At 39.6% G+C, this 26,062-nt stretch carries 26 protein-coding genes; 22 read left to right on the top strand and 4 right to left on the bottom strand.

From position 1 onward, the window contains the following. Positions 1 to 20: 20 nt before the first annotated feature. A complete protein-coding gene (gene mfd / locus KSK37_RS10710) occupies positions 21 to 3,398 on the bottom strand; it encodes a transcription-repair coupling factor (RefSeq protein WP_217201454.1) in 3,378 nt (1,125 codons plus the stop codon). A gap of 347 nt (positions 3,399 to 3,745) precedes the next feature. On the opposite strand from mfd, the gene KSK37_RS10715 reads away from it, so the two are divergent. The 7 genes from KSK37_RS10715 to KSK37_RS10745 all read left to right on the top strand — a co-directional run bounded on the left by KSK37_RS10715 (position 3,746) and on the right by KSK37_RS10745 (position 8,692). Further along, positions 3,746 to 4,099 (top strand): hypothetical protein, encoded by a 354-nt coding sequence (locus KSK37_RS10715; RefSeq protein ID WP_217201812.1) that lies wholly within the window; start codon positions 3,746 to 3,748, stop codon positions 4,097 to 4,099. A gap of 76 nt (positions 4,100 to 4,175) precedes the next feature. Beyond that, on the top strand, positions 4,176 to 4,550 hold the full coding sequence (locus KSK37_RS10720; protein WP_217201456.1) for a hypothetical protein: 375 nt from the start codon (positions 4,176 to 4,178) through the stop codon (positions 4,548 to 4,550). Then, the gene (locus tag KSK37_RS10725) at positions 4,547 to 5,152 is read left to right on the top strand and encodes a hypothetical protein (RefSeq protein WP_217201458.1); all 606 of its coding nucleotides are present in this window, start codon (positions 4,547 to 4,549) and stop codon (positions 5,150 to 5,152) included. Before KSK37_RS10720 ends, KSK37_RS10725 begins: the two co-directional genes overlap by 4 nt. A 22-nt stretch (positions 5,153 to 5,174) precedes the next feature. Further along, the gene (locus KSK37_RS10730) at positions 5,175 to 5,549 is read left to right on the top strand and encodes a transthyretin-like family protein (RefSeq protein WP_088359300.1); all 375 of its coding nucleotides are present in this window, start codon (positions 5,175 to 5,177) and stop codon (positions 5,547 to 5,549) included. Then, positions 5,546 to 6,133 (top strand): hypothetical protein, encoded by a 588-nt coding sequence (locus tag KSK37_RS10735; RefSeq protein WP_217201460.1) that lies wholly within the window; start codon positions 5,546 to 5,548, stop codon positions 6,131 to 6,133. The genes KSK37_RS10730 and KSK37_RS10735 overlap by 4 nt, the downstream gene beginning before the upstream one ends. 19 nt (positions 6,134 to 6,152) lie before the next feature. Further along, a complete protein-coding gene (locus tag KSK37_RS10740; protein ID WP_217201463.1) occupies positions 6,153 to 7,658 on the top strand; it encodes a GH3 auxin-responsive promoter family protein in 1,506 nt (501 codons plus the stop codon). Between the two features lie 47 nt (positions 7,659 to 7,705). Then, positions 7,706 to 8,692, top strand: a complete 987-nt coding sequence (locus KSK37_RS10745; RefSeq protein WP_217201465.1) for a T9SS type A sorting domain-containing protein — start codon at positions 7,706 to 7,708, stop codon at positions 8,690 to 8,692. A 56-nt stretch (positions 8,693 to 8,748) separates the two neighbouring features. Here the strand turns inward: KSK37_RS10745 and KSK37_RS10750 are convergent, their stop codons facing one another. Continuing rightward, positions 8,749 to 9,087 (bottom strand): DMT family transporter, encoded by a 339-nt coding sequence (locus KSK37_RS10750; protein WP_217201467.1) that lies wholly within the window; start codon positions 9,085 to 9,087, stop codon positions 8,749 to 8,751. Between the two features lie 74 nt (positions 9,088 to 9,161). Here KSK37_RS10750 and KSK37_RS10755 point away from each other — a divergent pair, with 74 nt between their 5' ends. The 10 genes from KSK37_RS10755 (at position 9,162) to KSK37_RS10800 (ending at position 21,566) form a co-directional block, all read left to right on the top strand. Then, a complete protein-coding gene (locus tag KSK37_RS10755) occupies positions 9,162 to 10,400 on the top strand; it encodes an MFS transporter (RefSeq protein WP_217201469.1) in 1,239 nt (412 codons plus the stop codon). 255 nt (positions 10,401 to 10,655) lie between these two features. Beyond that, positions 10,656 to 12,245 carry a replicative DNA helicase gene (gene dnaB, locus KSK37_RS10760; protein ID WP_217201471.1) on the top strand — a complete coding sequence of 530 codons (1,590 nt, stop codon included), beginning with the start codon at positions 10,656 to 10,658 and terminating at the stop codon, positions 12,243 to 12,245. Between the two features lie 3 nt (positions 12,246 to 12,248). Next, positions 12,249 to 12,731, top strand: coding sequence for a ribonuclease HI (gene rnhA / locus KSK37_RS10765; RefSeq protein ID WP_217201473.1), 483 nt, complete (start codon positions 12,249 to 12,251; stop codon positions 12,729 to 12,731). A gap of 300 nt (positions 12,732 to 13,031) precedes the next feature. Then, positions 13,032 to 13,661 carry an NAD(P)H-dependent oxidoreductase gene (locus KSK37_RS10770; protein WP_217201475.1) on the top strand — a complete coding sequence of 210 codons (630 nt, stop codon included), beginning with the start codon at positions 13,032 to 13,034 and terminating at the stop codon, positions 13,659 to 13,661. Between the two features lie 5 nt (positions 13,662 to 13,666). Beyond that, positions 13,667 to 15,265, top strand: a complete 1,599-nt coding sequence (nadB, locus tag KSK37_RS10775) for an L-aspartate oxidase (protein WP_088359292.1) — start codon at positions 13,667 to 13,669, stop codon at positions 15,263 to 15,265. 23 nt (positions 15,266 to 15,288) lie between these two features. Then, entirely contained in the window at positions 15,289 to 16,149 is an 861-nt protein-coding gene (nadC, locus tag KSK37_RS10780) for a carboxylating nicotinate-nucleotide diphosphorylase (RefSeq protein ID WP_088359291.1), read from the top strand. 230 nt (positions 16,150 to 16,379) lie between these two features. Beyond that, positions 16,380 to 18,947 carry a TonB-dependent receptor gene (locus KSK37_RS10785; protein ID WP_217201478.1) on the top strand — a complete coding sequence of 856 codons (2,568 nt, stop codon included), beginning with the start codon at positions 16,380 to 16,382 and terminating at the stop codon, positions 18,945 to 18,947. Between the two features lie 81 nt (positions 18,948 to 19,028). Continuing rightward, positions 19,029 to 19,463, top strand: a complete 435-nt coding sequence (locus tag KSK37_RS10790; protein WP_217201480.1) for a hypothetical protein — start codon at positions 19,029 to 19,031, stop codon at positions 19,461 to 19,463. A gap of 26 nt (positions 19,464 to 19,489) precedes the next feature. After that, on the top strand, positions 19,490 to 20,482 hold the full coding sequence (locus tag KSK37_RS10795; protein WP_217201482.1) for an aspartate-semialdehyde dehydrogenase: 993 nt from the start codon (positions 19,490 to 19,492) through the stop codon (positions 20,480 to 20,482). Positions 20,483 to 20,558: 76 nt separating this feature from the next. Then, a complete protein-coding gene (locus KSK37_RS10800) occupies positions 20,559 to 21,566 on the top strand; it encodes a cation diffusion facilitator family transporter (protein WP_217201484.1) in 1,008 nt (335 codons plus the stop codon). Here the strand turns inward: KSK37_RS10800 and KSK37_RS10805 are convergent. Further along, positions 21,563 to 21,994: an exosortase F system-associated membrane protein gene (locus tag KSK37_RS10805; RefSeq protein ID WP_217201486.1), complete on the bottom strand. Its 432-nt coding sequence runs from the start codon at positions 21,992 to 21,994 to the stop codon at positions 21,563 to 21,565. The genes KSK37_RS10800 and KSK37_RS10805 overlap by 4 nt on opposite strands. Next, complete coding sequence (xrtF, locus tag KSK37_RS10810; protein ID WP_217201488.1) at positions 21,981 to 22,523, bottom strand: exosortase family protein XrtF; 543 nt, start codon at positions 22,521 to 22,523, stop codon at positions 21,981 to 21,983. Before xrtF ends, KSK37_RS10805 begins: the two co-directional genes overlap by 14 nt. A 51-nt stretch (positions 22,524 to 22,574) precedes the next feature. Here xrtF and KSK37_RS10815 point away from each other — a divergent pair, with 51 nt between their 5' ends. From KSK37_RS10815 to KSK37_RS10835, 5 genes are all read left to right on the top strand, one after another. After that, positions 22,575 to 23,594, top strand: coding sequence for an aminoglycoside phosphotransferase family protein (locus tag KSK37_RS10815; protein WP_217201490.1), 1,020 nt, complete (start codon positions 22,575 to 22,577; stop codon positions 23,592 to 23,594). 28 nt (positions 23,595 to 23,622) lie between these two features. Continuing rightward, positions 23,623 to 24,033 carry a GxxExxY protein gene (locus KSK37_RS10820; protein ID WP_217201492.1) on the top strand — a complete coding sequence of 137 codons (411 nt, stop codon included), beginning with the start codon at positions 23,623 to 23,625 and terminating at the stop codon, positions 24,031 to 24,033. A gap of 54 nt (positions 24,034 to 24,087) precedes the next feature. Further along, complete coding sequence (locus KSK37_RS10825) at positions 24,088 to 24,498, top strand: RapZ C-terminal domain-containing protein (RefSeq protein WP_088359284.1); 411 nt, start codon at positions 24,088 to 24,090, stop codon at positions 24,496 to 24,498. A 61-nt stretch (positions 24,499 to 24,559) separates the two neighbouring features. Next, positions 24,560 to 25,273, top strand: coding sequence for a nucleotidyltransferase family protein (locus KSK37_RS10830; RefSeq protein WP_217201494.1), 714 nt, complete (start codon positions 24,560 to 24,562; stop codon positions 25,271 to 25,273). A gap of 6 nt (positions 25,274 to 25,279) precedes the next feature. Further along, positions 25,280 to 26,038: an LOG family protein gene (locus KSK37_RS10835; RefSeq protein WP_088359282.1), complete on the top strand. Its 759-nt coding sequence runs from the start codon at positions 25,280 to 25,282 to the stop codon at positions 26,036 to 26,038. Positions 26,039 to 26,062: the final 24 nt, after the last annotated feature.

Genomic DNA, 26,062 nt, shown 5'->3' on the forward strand with positions numbered 1-26,062 from the left:
AATGTGCTTTAGAAAGTTTTTTATCCCAATATCCTTTCCAAAACCGCATTCACCTCATCCACATGCTGCACTTTTTCTTTGCGCATCATCAACTGGTTTCCATCGGCAGAATGTTTTTCTTTCAGCGTTGCTTCTTTCGGATTCTGACTTAAATAGGAAATAATATGCCTGAATTTTTCGCTCTGATAAAATTTATCCTGAGGATTTGGCGGAAAATATCCAAGGAAAATTCCGTTTTTAACGACGATCTTGTCAAAACCGATTTCAGCGGCGATCCATTTTAGTTCTACACTTTTCAGAAGATTTCTAGCTTCCGGAGGCAGTTTCCCGAAACGGTCAGTGAGTTCATTTTCAAATTTCTGGAGATCTTCCTTATTTTGAATTTCCGCAAGCTTTTGATAAAGCGAAAGCCTTTCTTCAATGCTCTGAACATAAAAATCGGGCAGCATCAGTTCCAGATCAGTATCAATATTAACTTCTTTTGTTGACTTAAATAGTTTTTTACGGTCTTCTTCATTTTCAAACAGTTCCGCAAATTCTTCATCATTCTGCAATTCTTCCAGCGCTTCCTGCATGATTTTCTGATAGGTATCAAAACCCATTTCATTAATAAAACCGCTCTGTTCACCGCCCAGCAAATCACCGGCACCGCGGATTTCCAGATCTTTCATCGCAATCTGAAAACCACTTCCCAAATCTGAAAACTGTTCTATCGCTTCGAGCCTTTTTCTCGCATCCGAAGTCATCATATCAAACGGTGGCGTGATCAGATAACAGAACGCTTTCCTGTTGCTGCGTCCGACTCTTCCTCGCATCTGGTGCAGATCCGCCATTCCGAAACGCTGAGCATCATTAATAAAAATCGTGTTTGCATTCGGTACATCCACTCCACTTTCCACAATTGTTGTGGAAACCAGAACATCATATTTCCCTTCCATAAAATCAAGTACATTCCGTTCCAGTTGCTTTCCTTCCATCTGTCCGTGGCCGGTAATCACTTTCGCATCGGGAACAAGTCTCTGGATAAGACCTGCAATGTCTTTCAGATTTTCAATTCTGTTATTGATGAAATAAACCTGACCGTCACGCTGAATTTCATAAGAAACTGCATCACGGATCACTTCTTCACTGAATCCAATAATACTCGTATCAACCGGCTGACGGTTTGGCGGCGGCGTTTTGATGACGGACAAATCCCTTGCGGCCATTAAAGAAAACTGTAAAGTTCTCGGTATTGGCGTTGCCGTTAAAGTCAGCGTATCAATATTGTTCTTTAAAGTTTTAAGTTTGTCTTTTACAGAAACGCCGAATTTGTGTTCTTCATCGATTATTAAAAGCCCCAAATCTTTAAATTTCACACTTTTTCCAACTAGCTGATGCGTTCCGATCACGATATCCACTTTGCCGTTTTCGAGACCTTCCAAGGTTTCTGCTTTCTGTTTTGAGCTTCGGAAACGGTTCAGGTAAGAAATATTCACCGGGAAATCTTTCAGTCTTTCCTTAAAACTCCGGTAATGCTGAAATGCTAAAATCGTAGTTGGAACCAAAATCGCAACCTGTTTCCCGTCTGTCGCCGCTTTGAAAGCTGCTCTTACCGCAATTTCCGTTTTCCCGAAACCTACGTCGCCACATATCAGACGGTCCATCACGGTATCGTTTTCCATGTCTTTTTTTACGTCCACGGTCGCTTTTTCCTGATCTGGAGTATCTTCATAAATAAAGCTCGCTTCCAGCTCATTCTGAAGGTAAGAATCCGGCGAAAAAGCAAAACCCTTCGCAGTTTTCCGCTGCGCATAAAGCCTGATCAGATCAAAGGCGATCTGTTTTACTTTCGCTTTGGTTTTCTGCTTTAAAGATTTCCAGGCCGGGGAACCGAGTTTACTCAAAACGATTTCGCGTCCTTCAGGTCCGTTGTATTTTGAAATTTTATGAAGCGAATGAATGCTTACATAAAGTAAATCTCCATTTTTATAAGTCAGCTTGAAACATTCCTGAACCTTCCCGTTGTTGTTTACTTTCACCAAGCCCATAAATTTCCCGATTCCGTGATCAATGTGAGTGATATAGTCGCCCACTTTCATCTGCATTAAATCTTTCAGGGTCAGCTGTTCCGATTTCGCAAAAGTATTTTTCGATTTAAATCTTTGATAACGGTCGAAAATCTGATGATCGGTATATACCGAAATTTTGTGGTCAAAATCTACAAAACCCTCATGAAGTTCAGATTTGAAAGATTTAAACGGAATGTCATGCTGAGCAGCATCGAAACGTCCAAGTTCTTCGAATATCGCCACCAGTCTTTCCTTCTGTTTTTCGGTAGAAAAGGAGATCCAAATATCAAACTTATCGTTCCGTTTTTCCTCAAAATCTTCAATTAACAACTCGAAATTTTTGTGAAAAGAAGGCTGCGGAGTTTGGTTAAACTGAAGGGTTGTACGGTCGGAGATTTTCAGTTCTTCCAGCGTAAAATCAACACTTTTAAACTTCTGATAATCCGCCATCATTCCGCCTTCCGAGAAGAACAGTTCTTCCGGTTTTCTATGGCTGATTTCTTTGCTTAGACCAGCAAATTTCTCTTCTGCTTTTTCATAAAAATCTTTAATTCTTTTTACGCCTAAAAAAGCATTTTTCGACACGACAAAACTGCCTTTCGGTAAAAGCTCGAAAAGAGAAACCTTACTTCCAGAAACCGCGAAGTTCATGTTGGAAACCAGCTGAAATTCGTTTACTTTTCCGTTGGTAAGCTGGGTTTCGATATTGAAGGTTTTGATGCTTTCGATTTCATTCCCGAAAAAAGTGATGCGGTACGGTTCTTCGTTGGAATAGGAGAAAATATCGACAATTCCGCCACGGACTGAAAATTCGCCCGGCTCTGAAACAAAATCTGTCAAATTAAAATTGAACTGATGCAGAAGCTCTTCAGTAAAATCGAAATCCAAACTTTCTCCCACCTTTATCTGATGCGAAATCGCACTGAAATCTTCTTTTCTCAGCACTTTCTCCGATAAAGCGCCAAATCCGGCAACGATTACTTTCGGTTTTTTAGCTGAATTTAGTTTATTCAGCACTTCGGTTCTCAGGACAAGATTTGCATTCTGGGTTTTCTCAATCTGGTAAGGTTCCAAATGGGTCGCGGGAAAATAAAGCACGTTTTCTTTCCCCACCAGATCCTCCATTTCTGCGGTGACATACAGCGCTTCTTCTTTGTCTTCAAAAAGAAAAAGAATAGTCTTTTTATGCGTGAGAAAAAGCTCGGCGGTAAAAACCGACGGCGCAGATCCGGCAAAACCTTTGACGGAAATATGTTGATGCTGATCTAAATTTTTAAATATCTCTTTCCCAAATTCGTTTCTCAACATATCGGGCAAAAAAGTTTCATTGATGGGTTTTAACTGCATTTTTCTTTATGTAAAATGTGAAACCGCTGTGATTATAAACGGCAAAAGCGATTTCGGGAAAATTCCGAAACCGTTTTTTTGAAAGCGTAAATTTAAGTATAATTTTCCATTTAATCTCCTGAAAACCATTTGCATAAAAATCAATTTTACATCTTTAAAATTATCATTATTACAGCAATAACTTAAGATGTATTAATTGTTGTTAAATTAAAACGATTATGGAACGATGGCATAATGTTTGGAAAAACCATGCCATTAACTTTAAAAATAATATTATGCGATCTACCAATCAACAAATCAAGACGAAAAAACGTAATTCAACGTTTAAATTTTTAGGACTTTTTCTGATGTTATTTTCATTCATCGCCTTAAGTTCTTGCAGCCGAGACGACGATCCTGCAGACAACGATTTCTTTGCGGGAACCTACAACGGAAGTATTTCCTATAATGACGGATCTACGAGCATTACTAAGGATAACGGAAGCGTTTTCGTAACTAAAATTGCGAGCGGAACTAAATATAATTTCAGATTCTCTGACGGCGTCCCGGATTTAAATGGAGTTCAGTTTGAAAAACAGGGCGACAATACTCTCGTGATGGTAGGATCTACCGCTACTTCTTACATCAGAATCGACAACGCAAATCTGAAAATTCTTTACAGCGTGGACGGAAAAACCTGGACCGCCAACTGCAACAGATAATATTGACATTCAATAAAGAAAAAACTGCTTCACTTTCCTGAAGCAGTTTTTTTTGTATTTTTAAAAAAAATATTTGATGAAATTAAATTTACAGTTTATTGCCTTTCTGTCGGCGTTTTTCTGGATCATCAGCTGCAGAACCGAATCTCAGGAAAATCCACGCGCTTATGTGGAAGGAAAAATAATTTATTCCAGCATAGACACCAATTTATACAGATTGAAAATCCTCAGCGGAAGCACTATCGTAGCGGAAACAACCTTAGAAACCGGCGGCAGCTTCAAACTCTCGGGACCTGTTTCTAATGACGGTTTTACGATCGCATCAACAGAGAAAATAAAATCTTTCAGCGCTGACAAAACAGGTTTAACACTTTCCAAAGATGCTCTTCAGATCAATATTCCAAAAGGGATAACCTACCTTAAGTTTAACGAAATAGTGCTGGAAAAATGAGAATATTTACTTTTTTATTTTTAGTTTTTTCCATTACGGTTTTTTCTCAGAAAAACAGAAACCAGCTTGATGTAGTTTCAAATATCGAAGCAAAAGTAATCGCAATGAAGCCGATTGGCAACAATTCACTGGCGAAAAATCTAATGCCCTTTTACGGCTTCGGTTTTGGCGGAAATCTGATGACGCCCATTAATTTCGGAATCGGTCTGGACTACAGCCAGCTGTTTTCCAATGTTCATTACGATCAGAAAAATCTTTACGGAAATTTAGGATCGCCGAGGATCACCCAAATTGATGCTTTTTTAACGCACCGCGAAAATATTTCTGAAGACTTTATGGTAGAAGAAATGGCGGGTTTCAGCTTTTACCGTTATTCGAGTTTATATATTGATGAGAAAAACCGTTCACTGAAAGATCAGGCAATGGGATTTAATCTTGGCGGCAAAGCGATTTATACTTTAGACGGTCCACAGCAGGTTTTCGTTGCCGGGAAAATCAATTTTTATTACGGAAATACTTATAACGAAAACCCTGAAATTAAGAAATACTACAGCAATTCGACGTTTTTGAGTCTTAGTTTAGGCTACCGCTATAATTTCTAAATAGTCTTTCTAAAAACATAATATGACAAACCGCTTTATTTTATCCGCCATTTTGCCGATTACTTTTCTGTTGGCGCCCAATGGCTGTCAACCGGAATATGTGAGTAATTCCAGAATTTTCGCTGAAGGAAAAATCAGTTCATCCACAGGCGCAAACATTCCGGTGAAGCTTTACGCAGAAGACATTTTAATATCTGAAACCAAAACTGATGCGCAGGGGAATTTCAAACTTGGCGGTCCGGGAACTACACAGGAAAAAACATTGGTTCTAAACCGCAAAATTATTTCTTTCACCTCCAGTGATCCGGAGTGCAAACTTGCGTACGATTCCTTATCCATAATCATTCCCGCAAAAAATACCGCTTTTAGATTTCCGCAAATACAGCTCAAACCATGATAAATATTTTACTTTTATTTATCCTGATACCCAGCCTTTGCTTTTCGCAGGATTCAGACAGATTTGCTTTTGAGCTTAAAGGGAATTCTTTCACAGGAATCGGCAATAATTTCGTCGCGGACGGAACCAAAACCTTTACCGGATTTGGGGCAGGCTTTACCGGGACTTTTTATAAAAACTTTGGTTTGGGAATCGAATTTAACAAAGGCTATTCAGATGTTTCAGACGTTTCTGTGTTTGGCGATCTGCACAGTCCGCAGCTTACCCTATTTGATATTTATGCACTTTACCGGTATGATGTGAATCAAAAACTGAGTTTTGAAGGTAATATCGGCGGCGGATTTTCACAGCTGAAAAGCTATTCCAATTACAGGATTGAGAAATTTACCGAAGGCGGCAACACCTTTTTCCTCGGCGGAAAAGCACTTTACAGCGTCACCAAAAACAAAAGCCTTGTTCTTGTTGCTGGACCCAGATTTTATTTCATGAGCACCTTTACGGAAATGAACGATCCCGAAATTCAAAAATATTATTCCAAAGCAACGCTGTTAAATTTCTCTTTAGGTTTGAGACTTTGTTTCTAAAAACTTCTAAATTTGCTTCATGTTAAATTTCATTAAGAAAAAAATTGCGTTAGTCTGGGCAAAAAAGCACGTTAAAGAAACCGAAAACTTTAAGCAGAACGCCGTTGAAGATCAGGAAAAACTCTTGCTTTCTCTGGTAAAAACTGCAGAAAAAACGTTGTTTGGACGAGAGCATCAGTTCGAAACTATAAAAAATGTTCAGGATTTTCAGAATCAAGTAAAAATTGCCGACTATGAGGATTTAAAACCTTATATTGAAAGAGTAAAAAAAGGCCAGCGAAGTATTCTCTGGACCGAAACTCCGGAATATTTTGCAAAAACTTCCGGCACCACTTCCGGCTCAAAATACATCCCGATTTCAAAAGAAGGAATGCCTTATCAGCTTGCTGCAGCACAAAGCGCGATCTTCCATTATATCAGTCAGAAAAATAATTCAGATTTCGTTTCAGGGAAAATGATTTTCCTTCAGGGAAGTCCCGAACTGGAAGAAATCAACGGGATAAAAACCGGCAGACTTTCCGGAATTGTCGCCCATCACATCCCGAATTATCTGCAGAAAAACCGTTTACCAAGTGAAAAAACCAACCTCATCGAAGACTGGGAAACTAAAGTGGATGAAATTGTAAAGGAAACCGAAAAGCAAAACATGACCTTAATTTCGGGAATTCCGCCCTGGCTGATCATGTATTTTGAAAAACTGATCGAAAGAAACGGAAAGAAAATTACCGAGCTTTTTCCTAATCTTCAGCTCATCATCACAGGCGGCGTCAACTATGAACCTTACCGCGAAAAAATGAACGAACTTCTGGGAAAACCGGTGGACACCATCCAGACTTTTCCTGCGAGTGAAGGTTTTTTTGCGTTTCAGGATGATTATCAGAACGAAGGCTTATTGCTTTTAACCAACCACGGAATTTTTTACGAATTCGTTCCGCTGGAGGAATACGGGAAACCGGAAGCAAAAAGACTCACTTTAAAAGACATTGAACTGCATAAAGATTATGCGCTGATTTTAACCACAAATTCCGGACTTTGGGCATATTCGATTGGAGATGTTTTAAGATTTATTTCAAAAAGCCCTTACAGGATCGTGGTTTCCGGAAGAACAAAACATTTCACCTCTGCTTTTGGAGAACACGTTATTGCCTTTGAAGTGGAAGAAGCCATGAAAGCCACCGTTGAGAAATTTCCTGCACAGATTACCGAATTTCACCTTGCTCCACAAGTAAATCCTGCCGAAGGGCTCCCTTATCATGAATGGTTTATTGAGTTTGAAAAAGAACCTGCAGATCTGGAAAGTTTCAGAAAGAATCTGGATGATGAGATGCGGAAACGCAATACCTACTATGATGATTTAATCTCAGGAAATATTCTGCAGCCTCTCATTATTAGCAAACTAAGAAAAAATGCCTTTCAGGATTACGCAAGATCTGAAGGAAAACTTGGCGGACAAAACAAAATCCCGAGGCTTGCAAATGACAGAAAAATAGGGGGTTTCCTTGAAGCTGCTAAAGCCCGCAATTAGGAAAAACCCTGAAAAAACGGTATATTAGCAGGAAATTATTATACAATATGAACAAACTTTATGTTTTAGGAGCAGTGTTAGCAATAACCTTCTCAAATGCGCAGGCCAAAAAAAGCTTCAACAGACAAAGCAAAAATCAAAATCACAAACCTTTTGTGTCAAATTTAAAGGCAAGTGAAATCAAATTCAATCAGACTCCGGATTTCGATAACGGAATTATTTCCATGGTAGATCAGGACAATAACCAGATTATTGCAGCGGACGATTTCCAGGTTTCGGAAGCAACTAAGGTGGATAAATTTGTGTTTTACGGCACGCAGTCTTACGATGATTTACCTGACTACTATCTGGGGACAAAAATGTATATCTTCGATGACAACAATGGCAAACCGGCCGGTAAACCGAGTGATATCAGTACCGCAGTAGCAGTAATCAATATAGACGAAAACAACACTGCTGCGAACGTCGCAGGTAACGGAAACCCGTTCGAATTTGTTTTTGAAGTGGACGTTACTAAAGCATTAGGAAATGACTTAACACTTGCGGCCAATAAGAAATATTGGGTGGCTTTTGCGCCTAAAGTGGATCTCTTTGATGAATATGGAATGGATCCGGACGAGACATTTTACTGGTCTCTTGGAAACGGCAATCTTTCCGAACCTGTATTGATTGATGAAGCTGACTTATTTGAGGCCGGAGCAACCAATTGGTCCACGATTTCCAGTTTACTCGGCGAAACTTTCGAGGGTTTGGCCTTTACCATTACAGGAGAAAGCACATTGGGGACTACAGAAATTTACTCTAATCTTAGAAACGTTTCTATCTATCCGAATCCTGCGGTAAATGTGATCAACTTAAAAGCAAACAAGAAAAACACAATTACTAAAACCGAAATTTTCGACCTTAACGGAAAACTGCTACTTAGTTCTGCGGAAACCTCTATTAATGTAGAAAAACTACCTAAAGCGGTGTATATCGTTAAGATTTATTCAGGAAACGAGGTTATTGAAACTTCAAAAATTATTAAAAAATAGTTTAAACTGAATTATTTTAAAGTCTGCTTCGGCAGGCTTTTTTTATGTCAAAATGTTCAGCTAGAAACCACTTTCAAACCAATTACAGAAGCAATCAAAGTAAAAACAAAAAACATCCGCCAGAATGTGGCAGGTTCATTAAAAATAAAAATCCCTGCCAGGACACCTCCAACAGCTCCAATCCCTGTCCAGACTGCATAAGCAGTACCGATAGGAATGGGATTGTTTCCTAAAGAAATTGCTTTATACATTAAAAACATGCTGACGAAAAGCGCGATCACGAATCCGCTCCACCAGAAATAACTTTCGCGTCCTGTGGTTTCCTGAGCCTTTCCGAGACAAGTGGCAAAACCGGTTTCGAAAAGCCCGGCAATGATGAGAATAATCCAGTTCATACGTCAAAGATAAATTTTTAAATTAATTTTTAATTCCTTCATGCAGATTAGCGCTTAAAAATTACATTTGCAGAATGATTTCACTCACCCCCATTCAAACCCTGAAAATTCCTGAATTCCGAAACTTAATGACCGGCCGTTTTTTTCTGGTGCTGTCTTTCAGAATGTTGGCAACATTAATGGGCTGGTGGATTTATCAACTGACGAAAGATCCGTTCGCAATAGGCTTAATAGGTTTGTCGGAAGTAATTCCTGCGGTTTCCACAGCGCTGTACGCGGGACACGTCATTGATAATTCGGAAAAGAAAAAACTGCTCTTAATCTGCAATTACGCTTATGTTGTTTTAATAAGTTTATTGATTATTCCTGCATTTTTTGGTGACCGGTTACTGCATTTCAGCAATAAAGAAATCTCCTATTTTATTTACATGGTGATTTTCTTTACGGGATTTTGCCGCGCGTTCTTAGGCCCTATTATTCCGTCGATGATTCCGAAAATCGTTTCCAAAGAAATACTTCCGAATGCGATCACGCTCAACCAGGGGACTTTTCTTACCGCCTCAGTTGTTGGTCATGCTTTAGGCGGATTTCTCATTCACTGGATTGATATTTCCGGAACCATTTTGGTCGTTGTCGCATTAATGATTTTCTCCTCTCTTTTCTTCTGGCTGCTCAAAGAACATCCTTCCGAAAACACCGAAAGAGAAATTGGCGTTGTACAAAGCATGCGCGAAGGAATCGCCTATATTTACAAAACCAAAGAAATTCTAGGGGCGCTGTGTCTCGATATGTTTGCGGTGCTGTTTGGTGGCGCAGTTGCCATGATCCCGGTTTTTGCGACCGACATTCTGAAAGTCGGATCAGAGGGCTTCGGTTTGCTCAATGCTGCTTCAGACATCGGTTCCATGTGCATCATCGCATTTCTGGCATTCGTTCCGCTGAGAAAAAATCAGGGCAAAATATTACTTGTCGCCGTGGCAGGTTTCGGGCTGTGCATTATTGGCTTCGGACTCTCAAAATTATACTGGCTTTCATTCTTCCTTTTGGTCTGCAGCGGAATGCTGGACGGAATTTCCGTCGTTATCCGCGGCACCATCGTACAGCTGAAAACTCCGGATTATATCCGCGGAAGAGTGCTTAGCGTAAACTCCATCTTCATTATGTCGAGCAACGAAATGGGACAGTTCGAAAGTGGCGTTGCCGCTAAATTGCTTGGCGTGGTACGGTCTGTGATTTTCGGAGGAACCATGACGGTTTTAATCGCTTTATTGGTAGGAAGTACCGTTCCGAAACTTAGAAAAATGCAGTATTGATTTTTTTAGGAGCAGGAAAGTAATTTTCTCTTTCGAAGCGGTTACCGGCTTTCCATTGCAATCTTTTTTGGCCGCTGCAAAACCACTGCTAAAAAAAGGATTTACATTTCAATCCGGGCTGGGATAACGGGCGGTTCTTCTCAGGCCAACTTACCAACAGAATAATAACCTAATCCTCAATACGTTATTAAGTAATAAATAATGAATGTTGATTAATATATTTTTTAAGCTTTTTAAAAAAACTATCTTTGTAAAATGACACAGAAGGAATCTTTATCATCACTTATTCACGGAAATTTCGCCAAAGAACTCTCCATTTCAGACGGTAAAATGCCGCCAAATGCAGTAGATTTTGAAAAACTGGTAATAGGAACATTCCTTATCGATAAAAAAGGACTCGATTACTCTATCGATCTCCTTACCGCTGATGTATTCTACGATCCCAGACACCAGGAAATCTTTAAAGCCATCCTCAAACTTTTTGAAGGAAACCATCCTGTAGATTTGATGACCGTAATTCAGGAACTTAAAAAAACCGACAGACTAGGTTTTGCAGGAGGTGATCATTATATCATTGATTTAACCATGGGCGTTTCATCAAGTGCCCATATCGAATATCACGTACGTGTCATTTTAGAAAAATTTATTCTAAGAAGTTTAATTAATGTTTCCGCAAACGTTATCGACAGTTCTTACAAAGAATCTACCGACGTTTTCGAACTGCTTGACAAAGCAGAACAGTCATTTTTTGAAATCACCAACGGAACCATCAAAAAAGGTTTTGATACCGCAAATACTTTGGTAAAACAAGCGATCGAAACCATCAAATCCTTAAAAGACAAAGAAGGAATTTCAGGAATTCCGTCAGGCTTCAGAGATATTGACAAAGAAACCGGAGGCTGGCAAAATTCAGATTTAATTATTATTGCAGCACGTCCGGCAATGGGTAAAACCGCCTTCCTTCTTTCAATGGCACGAAATATTGCGGTGGAACACAACGTTCCAATGGCATTATTCTCTCTGGAGATGGCATCTGTACAGCTGATTACCAGAATGATTGCCTCCGAAACAGGCATTTCTTCAGAGAAACTCAGAAAAGGCCAGATGAGCGATGAAGAGTGGCAAAGACTCTTCTCCAACGTATCAGCATTGGAAAATGCTCCTTTATATATCGATGAAACTCCCTCTCTTTCCGTATTCGATTTCCGCGCAAAATGCCGAAGACTCGTGATGCAGCACGGCGTGAAAATCATCATGGTTGATTACCTTCAGCTGATGACTGCCAATTCCGGGAAAGGCGGAGCAGGAAACAGGGAGCAGGAAATTGCAACGATTTCCCGTTCCTTAAAAGCGATCGCAAAAGAACTTAACGTCCCGGTGATTGCACTTTCCCAGCTTTCAAGAAGTGTGGAAACACGTCCGGGAAAAAGACCGATGCTTTCCGACCTTCGGGAATCCGGAGCGATTGAGCAGGATGCCGATATCGTTTCCTTTATTTTCCGTCCCGAATATTATAAAATTACCACCTGGGACAATGATGAAGACGGTGCTGAGTCGTCCACAGAAAACCAGGCAGAGCTCATCATCGCCAAGCACCGTAACGGGGCAACTGCGGACGTTAGAATGTCTTTCCATAAAAATATTGCAAAATTTGCCGACCTCGATTTATTCGGAAACAGCTATGGTTACCAACCTTCCAATTTCGGACAGCAGGAGGTACCGAGCGGTTTTGAAAAAATAAAAGCCACCATCGATCCGGGTGCAGCTTTTGATTTACCCAGCACCCAGAATCTTTCAGGCTCTTCCATGAATGACCTGGATGATGATGACGAATTCGAGTTCTAGAAAATGAGTCTTAGAATAGAAATTTTTACCGACGGTGCCTGCAGCGGGAATCCCGGAAAAGGAGGTTATGGAATCGTTATGAAAGTTCCTGAAAAGAATTACGAAAAACAGTATTCAAAAGGATTCCGCCTGACGACAAATAACCGCATGGAATTGCTGGCCGTTATCACCGCGTTGGAAAAACTGAAATCCACGGAAAACGACATCCATATTTATACCGACAGCAAATACGTTTCTGATGCTATCAACCAGAAATGGATTTTCGGGTGGATTAAAAAAGGATTTAAAAATGTAAAAAATCCCGATTTGTGGCGACGTATGGTTCCGTTACTGAATGCCAATAAAACAACTTTCCATTGGATCAAAGGCCACGCCGGGCATCCCGAAAACGAAATCTGTGACCAGCTCGCCGTGAAAGCTGCCCAGTCTTCCCCGCTGGAAACCGACGAATATTTCGAAAAACTGAGAGAAGGCGGTCTTTTTTAGAGACCGTTAACGTCTTTAACCCCATTGAAGCATTAAATTAATCCTTTGTTTCTTTCCTGAACCCCACACTCGGGGTTGAGAAAGGGAATTTTGGGGTTGACAACCCGAAACTTTGAGCTCGGGACAGAAAATTATAACTATACAACCCGTTCGACGGTGTATTACACTCTAAAAAAGCATTTCGGAAGCTATAGCATGGAGTTCGGGAGCGGAATTTTGAGGATGAATAATTTGAAATTCACTCGAAAGGAAATTCACTTCAGCACTCCCTCACGAAGCAAAATTCTTTATCTTTGTTTAATGAATTACATTGAATCTCTGCAGAAGCGATATTCTGTGAAAAAATTTAATAAAGAGAAGAAAGTTTCCCCCGAAATTTTAAAAAATATATTGGAAGCCGGCAAGCTTTCAGCAAGTTCTCTCGGCCTTCAGCCCTATAAAATTTATGTGGTGGAGTCTGAAGAAATGAAAGAAAAACTCATTCCCGCTTTCAGAAACCCGTCACAGATTACTACCTGCTCACATCTTATCGTCATTGTTTCAAAAAAAACAATGGAAGAAAAATATGTGGACGGCTATTTTAAACATATTGCAGAAGTGCGTGAAATTCCCCTCGAAAGCCTTGATCTTTTCCGTAAAAACATCGATCAGTTTTTAAATTCTGTGTCTGAAGACGAGTTGCTTCACTGGAATCAGAAACAGGCATATATTGTTCTGGGACAGCTTATTTTCGCTGCTGCTTTGGAAAAAGTGGATGCAAGTCCGATGGAAGGTTTTGATCACAAAATAATAGAAGACGTTTTAGGGCTTGATAAAGACACGGAAACCGCTGCAGTCACTTTAGCCTTGGGTTACAGAGCAGAGGACGACCATTTTCAGCATCTGAAGAAAGTGCGCAAACCAGATGATAAACTCTTTAAATTTTTATAAACCTTATGAGCAGAGCAGACGTTCTCGTAATCGGTTCCGGGATTTCCGGCCTTTCTTACGCGATAAAAATATCAGAAAAAATGCCTGATGCAAAAATCATCATCGTTACCAAAGCCGATGAGGACGAAAGCAACACCAAATATGCACAGGGCGGCCTCGCCGTAGTGACTGATTTTGATAACGACAATTTCCAGAAACACATTGATGACACAATGAGAGCCGGAGATGGCGAAAACAAAAGGGATGTCGTGGAAATGGTGATCAGGGAAGGTCCGGCGAGATTTCAGGAACTCGTAAACTGGGGGACACATTTCGACACGGAAAATGACGGCGATTTCAAACTCGGGCGTGAAGGCGGACATACCGAAAACAGGATTGTTCATCACAAAGACATTACGGGTGCCGAAATTGAACGCGCACTGCTTGAAACCATCAACAAATCTTCAAATATTGAGATGCTCGCGCATCATTATGTTATCGATTTGATTACGCAGCATCATGTTCCGGGCAAGGAACTAAATACCGACGACATCTCATGTTACGGTGCTTATGTCCTGGACGAAAAGAATAAAAAAATAAAGAAAATTACGGCTAAAATTACGCTTGTTGCTACAGGCGGCGCCGGCCATGTTTACAAAAACACCACCAATCCGGTGATTGCAACCGGTGACGGTATTGCTTTCGTACACCGTGCGCGCGGCAAAGTTTCGAACATGCAGTATTATCAGTTTCACCCGACCGCTTTGTACTCGAAAAGAGACGGTATGCTGTTCCTGATTTCTGAAGCAGTACGTGGCGACGGCGCAAAACTTCGGCTTAAAAACGGCAGCAAATTCATGCACAAATATGACGAGCGTGAAGAACTGGCTTCCCGGGATATTGTTGCACGCGCTATTGATAACGAACTGAAAATTTCCGGCGACGATTATGTTGGACTTGACTGCCGGGAAATGAACCGAGAAAAATTTACCGAACATTTCCCCAATATTTATCAGAAATGCATCGACGAAGGAATTGATCCTTTTAAGCAGTTAATCCCTGTGGTTCCTGCATGTCACTATCTCATGGGCGGAATTGTGATCGACATGGACGGACAGAGTTCCATCAAAAATCTTTTTGCCGTGGGCGAATGCACCAACTCTGGGCTTCATGGCGCAAACCGCCTGGCTTCCAATTCTTTGCTTGAAGGTTTGGTTTTCGGTCATAAAGCGGCCCTTAAAACCATGGAACTTCTGCAGAAAAATGATTTCAATTTTGAAGATTTACAGGCAGTTCCCGATTGGAATGAAGAAGGCATGAGAATGATGGATGAAATGGTTATCGTAAGCTACCTGAGAAGACAGCTTCAGGAAATGATGAGCGATTTGGTAAGCATCGTAAGAAGCAATGAACGACTTCAGATTGCAAAAAGAAAACAGCGCGAAATCTACGAAGCAGTCGTTGAACTTTACAACTACTCCATCCTTTCTCCCCAGCTTTCGGAACTCAGAAACCTTGTAAATGTTTCGTATCTTATTATTAAGCATTCCATTCAGATGAAAGAAAACAAAGGCTCTTTCTATAATAAAGACCTTGCTACAAAACCTTTAACCATCAATGATTAACCGTCACTGAAAACATATTTAAAATGAAAAAACCTTCCTATATCACAAAAGACGCTCTGAAAACATTTATCAAAAACGCACTGGAGGAGGACATCCGTGAGGGCGACCACTCTACCCTGGCGACTATCCCAAAAGATCTGCAGCAAAAAGCTAAACTTTTGGTAAAGGAAAACTGCATTCTCGCAGGAGTGGAAATGGCAGAAATGATTTTCAAACAGTTCGACAAGAACCTGAAAATGGAAGTTTTCATCAAAGACGGTGAATCTGCAAAGGCAGGCGATATTGCTTTTTACGTCACTGGAAGTGCAAGATCCATCCTTTCCACAGAAAGACTGGTTCTGAACTGTATGCAGCGGATGAGTGGAATTGCCACCTTAACCCATGACTGGGATTCAAGGTTATTGGGAACAAAAACCAAACTTCTCGATACCAGAAAAACAACACCCAATTTCCGCATCTGTGAAAAATGGGCTGTAGCAATTGGTGGCGGAACCAATCACCGTTACGGTTTGTATGACATGATCATGCTGAAAGACAATCATATTGATTACAATGGAAGCATCACCAACGCCGTAAAAATGGCAAAAGATTACATAAAAACGCTTAAGAAACCATTAAAAATTGAAGTGGAGACCAGGGATCTTGCCGAAGTGGAAGAAGCCATAAAATCCGGGGCAGACCGTATCATGCTCGACAATATGGATCTTCAAACAATGCAAAAAGCGGTAAAACTCATCAACGGAAAATGTGAAACTGAAGCCTCCGGTGGTGTTACGAGAGATATGCTCCAAAAAATCGCTCAGACCGGCGTAGATTTTATCTCGGCCGGAGCATTAACCCATTCTGCTGACAACATCGATTTGAGTTTAAAAGCTGCAAATTAAGCGATCATATTTTCTGCATAATTTATACTTTTTGGCGTTAATCACGCGATCATTTATATTAATTTTTCTGGCTAATCTCCCTTAAATAATGGCATTCAAGCGGTTATTTATCAGCACTTTGCGCCTTGAATACGGCATTTTTTAAAAATTAACAATTTGTTAATCATTGTTAATATATTTTATCATATTTTTGCGCCATAAAAATCTAATTTAATTTTTAATAAAAAGAAATGAATTTCAAACCTTTGAAAAAATCGATGCTTACGGTAGTTATCACACTATCTACAGCTAGTGTTTATTACGCACAAACTGCAAAAGACACAGTAAGCAGAGAAAAAGACATTGAACAGGTTGTTTTAACCGGTGTTGCTGACATCGCGAAAGACAGAAAAACACCGGTAGCGGTTTCTACAATTAAAGAAGCACAGATTGTTGAAAGACTGGGGAACCAAGAGTTTCCGGAAATTTTGAAATCTACACCATCAATTTACGCAACCAAAGGTGGCGGTGGTTTTGGTGACGGACGTGTAAATATCAGAGGTTTTGATACCAGCAACACTGCAGTAATGATCAACGGTGTACCCGTGAATGATATGGAAGGCGGTACTGTGTATTGGTCAAACTGGGCAGGGCTTTCTGATGTAACTTCTGCAATGCAGGTACAGAGAGGATTAGGTTCTTCAAAATTAGCGATTGCTTCTGTCGGAGGTACTATTAACGTTTTAACCAGAGCTGCTGACAAAAAAAAAGAAGGAAATGTTACCTTAGGATTAGGTAATGACGGTTATTTAAAAACTTTATTCTCATACAATACTGGTAAAAGCGACAAAGGATGGGCCACATCTTTCCTAATGTCCAGAACTGCAGGAAACACTTATGTTGACGGGTCACAGTTCGAAGCTTACAACTACTATTTCGCTTTAGGATATAAACCGAACGAAAAACATGATTTCCAGTTCACCTTCACAGGAGCGCCACAATGGCACATGCAGAACTTTCAAAGTACTATTGAAACTCTACAAAAATATGGATCTGCTGACAAACCTAACAGAAGATATAACTCTAACTGGGGATATCTGAACGGTGAGGAAATGTCACAATCTGTAAATTATTACAGCAAGCCAGTAATGTCATTAAACTGGGACTGGACAATGTCTGAAAAATCTAAATTATCATCAGTACTTTACGGTTCTTGGGGCCGTGGTGGAGGTACCGGTGTTTTAGGAAGCATTAACGGAACAAGCATTAACAGTTTGCCGAAAACTGCAGATGGGCTAATCAGATTTGATGATATCGTAAGCTGGAACCAGGGGAATGCAGTAGTTTGGAATCCGTCAGTAGCTCCAGGAACAGGCATTAATAAAGTAAATGCTACTCCAGGTATTGCTACCAGAACCAACGGTCTTGTAAAAAGAGCACACGTAAATTCTCATGACTGGTATGGTTTCTTAACCAACTTCCAGCATAAAATTAACCAAAACTGGAATTTCTCAGCAGGTTTGGACGGTAGATATTATTACGGATATCACCCGGGTATTATTACCGATTTCTGGGGAAATTCTCAATACCGAGAAACAAACGACAACAACCAAAAACCTTACTATACTGTAACACAAGCTTACAACGCAGTTCCTTCTGCTAACCCATTTGCTGCAGCAATTAAAGACAAAACTCAGATTGCAAGTAGAAATTATGATGGCGAAGTAATGTGGCTAGGTGCTTTCGGTCAGGTAGAATATTCGAATGATAACTTATCTGCTTTCCTACAGGGTTCATTCTCTGAGCAAGGATTCCAGAGAATTGACAACTGGATCGTTGATGGCGTTACAAAACAGCAGGGACAGGTTGTTAATACAAAAACAGGATTTAAATATCTTTCCGGATACAATGCAAAAGGAGGGGTAAACTATAACATCGATGAAAACCACAACGTTTTTGTTAATGCTGGTTACTATTCTAAACAGCCTTTAAACTATGCAGTATATCCCAATTCACAGCAGGTTCTTAATCCAAACTTAAAGAACGAGAAAATTGGTTCAGCAGAATTGGGTTACGGATTTAGAAACTCCAAATTTAGAGGAAATCTGAACTTGTACTATACTTCATGGAAAGACAGATTCACCAGAATCACAGGACTTCAAATGAAAGATCAGGCTGGTGTGGATACAAGAAACATCTATGCGAATATCGAAGGTGTAACTGAGATTCACATGGGAGCAGAACTTGAATTAAACTACAAACCATTGGATATCTTAGAATTCACTGGAATGTTCTCAATGGGAGACTGGCATTATAAAGGAAATGCGCAGGGAAGTTTATTTGATGAAAACAACAATGCGTTTACTCCTCAGGATGGTGCATCTTCCAGAACATTATATGTAGACAAAATCAAAGTTTCTGATGCTGCGCAAACTACTGCATCATTAGGATTCACAGTTACTCCGGTAAAAGCATTCAAAGTATTCGGTAACTGGAACTACTATGACAAATACTTTGCAGTATTTGATATTACGAAAGCATCTTCTGCAAACAGCAAAGGAGCTTTAGAATTACCAAGTTATAATTTGTTTGATGCAGGTTTATCTTATACATTCAGCCTTAATAACAACCAAAAACTGGTATTAACAGGAAACGTATATAACTTACTTGATACGTATTACATCTCTGACGGTAAATCTTCTATTTTCGAAGGAGATTCCAACGCAAAAGGAATTACTTATAAGGGCATTGATATCGCCAACCAGGTTTACTTCGGTTTCGGTAGAACATGGTCTGCAAGTCTTTCTTACAGATTCTAAAATCAACTGATTTATATACTTCAAATCCCGGCTTCTAGTCGGGATTTTTTTTATCTTTGCACCTAACTTAAAATTATCATTATGGATTTCAACATTATGCTTCAGGCACACCGTGGTTTTGCTTATTTAATCTTACTGGCAACTGCAGTTTTTGTCGTGGCACTATTAATTACCATGTTTGGATATTCAGGTAAAATTTCGAAACTCCTGAGAAAATCTACCCTTTTCACCATGATTTTCTTTCACACACAGGCTTTGATCGGATTGATCATGCTGTTCTTTTTCTCTCCCGGTTTTAAAGCAGCGAAAGAAGCTGGAACTTTAATGAAAGATTCTGTTTCCAGAAACACTTACGTAGAACATCCTTTCGCGATGATTGTTGCAGCAGTATTGTTGACCATCCTCAATAAAAAATTCAAAACAAATGATAAACTGCAGATGAGCTGGGTAATTATCGCTGTTGTTGCGCTGGCATTAATGCTTTGGGCATTTCAGTGGCACAGACTTTTCGCATAATTTATCATATTAATTCTTATTAAAAAATGAAAGTAGCACTTGTTGGCGCCACCGGAATGGTAGGCCAGGTGATGTTAAAAGTTTTGGAAGAAAGAAACTTCCCCGTAACAGAATTAATACCTGTTGCTTCGGAAAAATCGGTCGGAAAAAAAATCAGTTTTAAAGGAAACGAATATACGATCGTATCCATGCAGACCGCGATTGATATGAAGCCCGAAATCGCTTTATTTTCCGCTGGCGGCGCAACTTCACTGGAATTTGCACCAAAGTTTGCAGAAGCCGGAACTACAGTGATCGACAACTCTTCAACATGGAGAATGGCAGCGGATAAAAGATTAGTCGTTCCCGAAATCAACGCCAATATTCTTACCAAAGAAGATAAAATTATTGCCAACCCGAACTGTTCTACCATTCAGCTGGTAATGGTTTTACATCCTTTAAATCTTAAATATGATCTGAAGAGAGTTGTAGTTTCTACTTACCAGTCGGTTACCGGAACAGGAAAAAAGGCGGTAGATCAGCTTAATGCTGAAATCAACGGTAATGACGGGGTGGAAATGGCATATCCTTACGAAATCTTCAAAAATGCACTTCCCCACTGCGACGTTTTTGCCGATGACGATTACACCAAGGAGGAACTGAAACTGATGACTGAGCCTAAAAAAATTATGGGCGATGACAGTTTCAATCTTACTGCTACTGCAGTCCGCGTTCCCGTTCAGGGAGGACATTCAGAAAGCGTAAACATCGAATTCGAAAATGAATTCGATCTGGATGAAGTGCGCAAAATATTATCGGAAACATCAGGCGTAACAGTGTTGGATGATGTTACAAACAAAATTTACCCAATGCCGCTTTATTCTGAAGGTAAAGATGAAGTTTTTGTCGGAAGAATCCGCAGAGACAAGTCCCAACCGAATACACTGAATATGTGGATCGTCGCCGATAACCTCCGGAAAGGTGCCGCAACCAATGCGGTACAGATCGCAGAATATCTCGTAGAAAACAAATTAGTCTAAATAAAATGCTCAGAAAACTGAGCATTTTTTATTTATTAGAAGCCTCAAACATTTTGAATTAACTGAATCAAACAACATGTCAGAACATCTGAATTCACCCAAAAGCAATTTTGCTTTTCAGAAAACCGTTGCAATTATCGGAATTGTGCTTTTCCTCGGAAAACTTGTAGCGTGGCATCTTACCAATTCCGATGCGGTATTTTCTGATGCGATGGAAAGTATTGTGAACATCATTGCTGCTTTTATGGGGCTTTATTCGCTTTACCTCGCAGCAAAACCGAAAGATGTAGAGCATCCTTACGGGCACGGAAAAGTTGAATTTGTGACTTCAGGGGTTGAAGGCGCTCTTATTATTTTTGCAGGGATTATTATCATCGTTCAGGCGGTTGATTCCCTTTTGCACGGTAACGTCCCTAAAAAATTGGATTGGGGAATCCTTATTGTTGCCGTAACAGCCGGAATCAATTATCTGATGGGTTACATCTCGGTGAAAAAAGGGATTCAGCAGAATTCACTGGTGCTGCAAAGTTCCGGGAAACATCTGCAGAGTGATACCTTTACCACTTTAGGTGTTGTGTTGAGTTTAGTCCTTGTATATTTTACGCATTTATACTGGATTGATGCTGCCGTTGCTCTGATTTTCGGCGGTTACATAATGATTGTCGGTTACAAAATAATACGGAAAGCACTGAGCGGCATCATGGATGAAGCAGATTTAGAAATGCTGACCAGACTTGCAAAAATAATGAATGAAAACAGAAAACCCGACTGGATCGATCTTCACAACACGAGAATCCAGCAGCACGGAAGCGGACTTCATATCGATGCCCATTTAACACTTCCATGGTATTACGAACTACGGAAAGCACATGAGGAAATGGAGGAAGCATATAAATTAATCGCCGCAAACTCCGACAGAATGATTGAATTTAATTTTCATCTGGACGACTGCAAGCCGTTTTCATGCGAAATTTGCGAACTTTGGGAATGTCCGGTGAGACAGCACGCTTTCGTAAAAAAAATTGAATGGGATGCCGACAATATTTCTCAGGAACAGAAACATGATGTAAACACACAGCCTTAAACTTTGACCGCCTGCTTTCTGTAATAAAACAAAGGTATAATCAGAAGTAAAATCAACGGCTGAATCACAAATCTCCGCATGTAAAAGGAAAAAAGATAGCCAATTTCGAATTTTGTGCTCACCGCATAAAGATAAAGCGGGAAGGTTACTGCAAAAACGATCAGCATTAAAACAACTGCCTGAACTGTCCATTTTGTGTTTTTAAATATAAAATGAACAATAAGCGCCGACAAAATTAAGTTGAGAGAGAATCTGAACAGATGATTTAATATCAGTTTAAACCATTCAAAATCCGGGAACTGAGCATCTTTGTTCGCGAAATGAAAATATTCAAGAAAAGGATCGTAAAAAATTTTGTCTTCCGATATCCGGACGCCAATTAATCCAAGAACTCCTAAAATTACAATAATCCAGTTAAGAATTTTCATGCGCGGTTTCTTTTGTTGCGAAAAATTTAATCCAGACGATCCAAAGCAGCACAACACTTCCGTAGATAATTGCCGGAAAAAAATAATCGTGTCCTATTTTTGAATATTTCGGCAGTTCTACCAAAACTACGTTCAATCCCGCGATCCTTAACACATTGATAACGTGAAGGAATAATAATCCTAAGCCTACAAAAACAAAAGTTTTGATTCCCTGATAAAAAGCGAAAATAAATGCAAGAAAAAGGATCATCACCGATATTGCGTTGCAGCCTTCCACCATGCGCGAAACAAATCTTCCGCTCACGTAAAACCAGGAAGTTTCCTGTTCAGGTTTTCCCGGAACCATCTGGGACGGATAACCAAAGAGATTCTGTAAAAAAGCCGCCTGATCAGATACCCATCTTGAAACGGGATCCAAACCTGAATTCTGGTACTGATTTAAATAAAACTGATAGGCAAAAACCAACACCACATAAATGATGATAAAACGTAAAAGAATTTTCAGAACAGGCTTGAAATCATTGAACATATTGCAAATATAATGTTTTAAAAAGTTCTATTTTCTTATATTTGTAAAAGTATGAGTATGGAAAACGCAAAACTTTTTTTCAGCGAATTTATTGGCGAAAAACCAAAGGATTTTTATTCTTTAGCGCAAAGCGGTTCCGCGAGACAGAATTTTGTCGGCAACAGTTCCAGAGAAAAATACATCATCACTTTCAACAAGAATATTCCGGAAAATGAAAGTTTTTTCTATTTCTCACAGGTTTTTTCCGAATTAGATCTCAATATTCCGAAAATTTTCAAAATCTCTGAAGACCGTAAATTATATATTCAGGAATTTTTAGGAGAGAATACTTTATCAGAAATCATTCAAAAAGAAGGACTTTCCGAAAGAGTACAGTCTTTGGTAAAGCAAACTCTCCAAAAACTTTTTGAACTCCAATCCAAAACAGATCACAAAATTGATTATTCGAAAACTTTCGAATACGAAAGTTATGACGAACTGCCAATCAGTAATGATTTGTTTTACTTCAAGAATTTTATTGCTGACATTTTGGAAATCCCTTATCACAAATCTTCTTTATTGAAAGAATTTAAAAAACTGACCGAGAAACTTGAAAATTCAGAACCGAAAGGCCTGATGATCCGCGATTTTCAGTCAAGAAATATAATGATTAACGGAAAAGATGAAGTCTTTTTTATCGATTATCAGTCGGCAATGAAAGGACCGTTGATGTATGATGTTATCTCTTTTCTTTTTCAGGCAAAAGCAAATTTCAGCGCCGATTTCAAAGAGGAAATGCTGAACTATTACTTTTCCCTCTGGAAAGATGAAGAGAGCGTTGAAAAACTAAAGCTTTCGGTAAAACCACTTCAGCTGATCCGTTTCATGCAGGTTTTGGGCGCATACGGTTTCCGTGGACTTATTCAGAAGAAGACGCATTTTGTAGCAAGCCTTAGCTTAGGAATCGAGAATCTATACCAATTTTCAAATACCTGGGAAGAGATGAAAAGTTTTCCTGAACTCAGAAAAGTGATCGGTGACCTGACATCGGATTCAATTCAGAATAAAATTAAAATGATTTTGAACCATTAAGAAATTAAGATAATTAAGAACTAAAAAAATGTTAATCACCAAAAAACAAGTAACTCAATTGTCTTATGACATTGCAGGCTTAGCAATCAAAGTTCACAAAAATCTTGGTCCCGGTTTATTGGAAAGCATATACGAAACATGTCTCAAATATGAATTGGAAAGAAATGGTTATACGGTTAAACAGCAGGTAATTGCAAACATTGTGTACGATGGGTTATTAATTGAAACACCATTAAAACTTGATTTATTGGTAAATGACTTAGTCGTCGTAGAGTTAAAAACCGTTGAGGAGATTAAGCCAGTTCATCAGGCACAACTGTTAACATATATGAAAATACTCGAAAAACCACAGGGTTTATTAATTAATTTCTTTACAGATAATATTATAAAATCGATGAAGCCTTTTGTAAACGAATATTTTACAGCCCTATCAGAATAATCTTAATTTTCCTTAATTCCTTAATGGTTAAAAATAAAAATAATAAAATATTAAATGAGTCTTACCATAGAAATACACAGCTTTTCCTACAAGAAAGGCGGAATCCCAAAAGACAGCAGCGGTAACGGAGGCGGTTTTGCTTTCGACTGCCGCGGAATCCTGAATCCGGGAAGAATTGAGGAATACAAGCAGCAAACCGGATGCGACATTGGTGTCCAGGATTATCTGGAAACCAAAACTGAAATGCCGAATTTTTTAGAGCTGGTGAAAAGCATCGTTTCTATTAATATCGACAACTATTTGAGCAGAGGTTTTGAACACCTTCAGATTAATTTCGGATGCACCGGCGGCCAGCACCGCTCAGTATATTCAGCAGAAAAAACGGCGGAATTTATCCGTCACAAATATCCTCAAACCAACGTAAGCATCCATCACGACGAACAACCACAACTGAACGGCGGATAACTGGCAATGAGTAATATTTAATTGATCATTTCCGCTTTATCACCTGTTACCCTATATAAAAATGAAGGCACTTATATTCGCAGCCGGAAAAGGCACCAGACTGAAACCGTTTACGGATCATCACCCAAAAGCACTTGCGGTGGTGAATGGCGTTCCGCTGCTGGAAAGAAATATAAAATTTCTTCAAAGCTTCGGAATCAATGACTTTGTAGTAAATATTTACCATTTTGGCGGTCAGATTGTTGACTTTTTAAAAAGAAATGATTGTTTCGGCGCTAAAATTGAGTTCTCCGACGAGCGCGATGAACTTCTTGAAACAGGCGGAGGCTTGGTTTTTGCAAGAAGATTTCTGGACCATGGAGAAGACTTTCTCATTATGAATGCTGATATCCTTACAGATCTTGATCTGAACGCATTTGTAAAATATCATAAGGAAAAGAAAGATTTTGCTACTTTAGCTGTATCGGATAGAAAAAGTTCCAGAAAATTACTTTTCAATTCCGAAATGATCCTTCGCGGCTGGCTGAATGTAGAAACCGGAGAACAGCGGCTTGCGGAATTCAACAAAGGATTCAAACCATTAGCATTCAGTGGAATACACTGTATTAATCCTGAGATATTTAGTAAAATAAAAAGGACAGGAAAGTTTTCGATTATGGAAGAATATCTGGATCTGATGCATACCGAACAGATTCATGGCTATGAGCACCAGGGAATCCTTATCGACGTAGGAAGACCGGAATCGGTGCTGGAAGCCGAGAAAATATTTAAATAAGATTAAATGAAGAAAATACCGAGAGGCAAAGGAACCACGAAAGCAGCGGCAGGAAACGAACTGGAAATCGACCAGAAAGTACAGCGTTCTTTCACTGAAAAAACCTGGGATGAGACGATCTCTAAGGACAGCTGGATGGTTTTTAAAATCATGGCCGAATTTGTTGACGGCTATGAAAGGCTTGCGAAAATCGGTCCGTGTGTATCCATTTTCGGCTCGGCAAGACTTGCTCCTGAAAGCGAGTATTATCAGATGGCGGTGGATATCGCCGAAAAAATTACAGAAATCGGTTTCGGTGTAATAACCGGCGGCGGTCCAGGAATCATGGAGGCCGGCAATAAAGGCGCAAATAAGGGCGGCGGCAAATCCATCGGACTGAATATTGAACTTCCTTTTGAACAGCATTTCAACCCTTTTATCGACAAAGGTTACAGCATGGATTTTGACTACTTCTTCGTCAGAAAAGTAATGTTTGTAAAATATTCCCAGGGATTCATTGTGATGCCGGGCGGCTTTGGGACGATGGATGAACTGATGGAAGCAATGACTTTAATTCAAACCAATAAAATCGGAAAATTTCCTATCGTTCTGGTAGGGTCGAAATTCTGGAGCGGACTTTTAGATTGGTTTAAAGGAACTTTACTGGAAAACGGAATGATTTCTGAGCAGGATTTGAGCCTTTACCGCATTGTGGATACTGCTGACGACGCAGTAGCTCATATTCAGGCATTTTACGATAAATACACTGTGAATGTGAACTTTTAATTGGCATCATATTTGAGATTACAA

Source organism: Kaistella soli (genome assembly GCF_019038595.1).
In the GTDB taxonomy this organism is placed as follows: Bacteria; Bacteroidota; Bacteroidia; order Flavobacteriales; family Weeksellaceae; genus Kaistella; species Kaistella soli.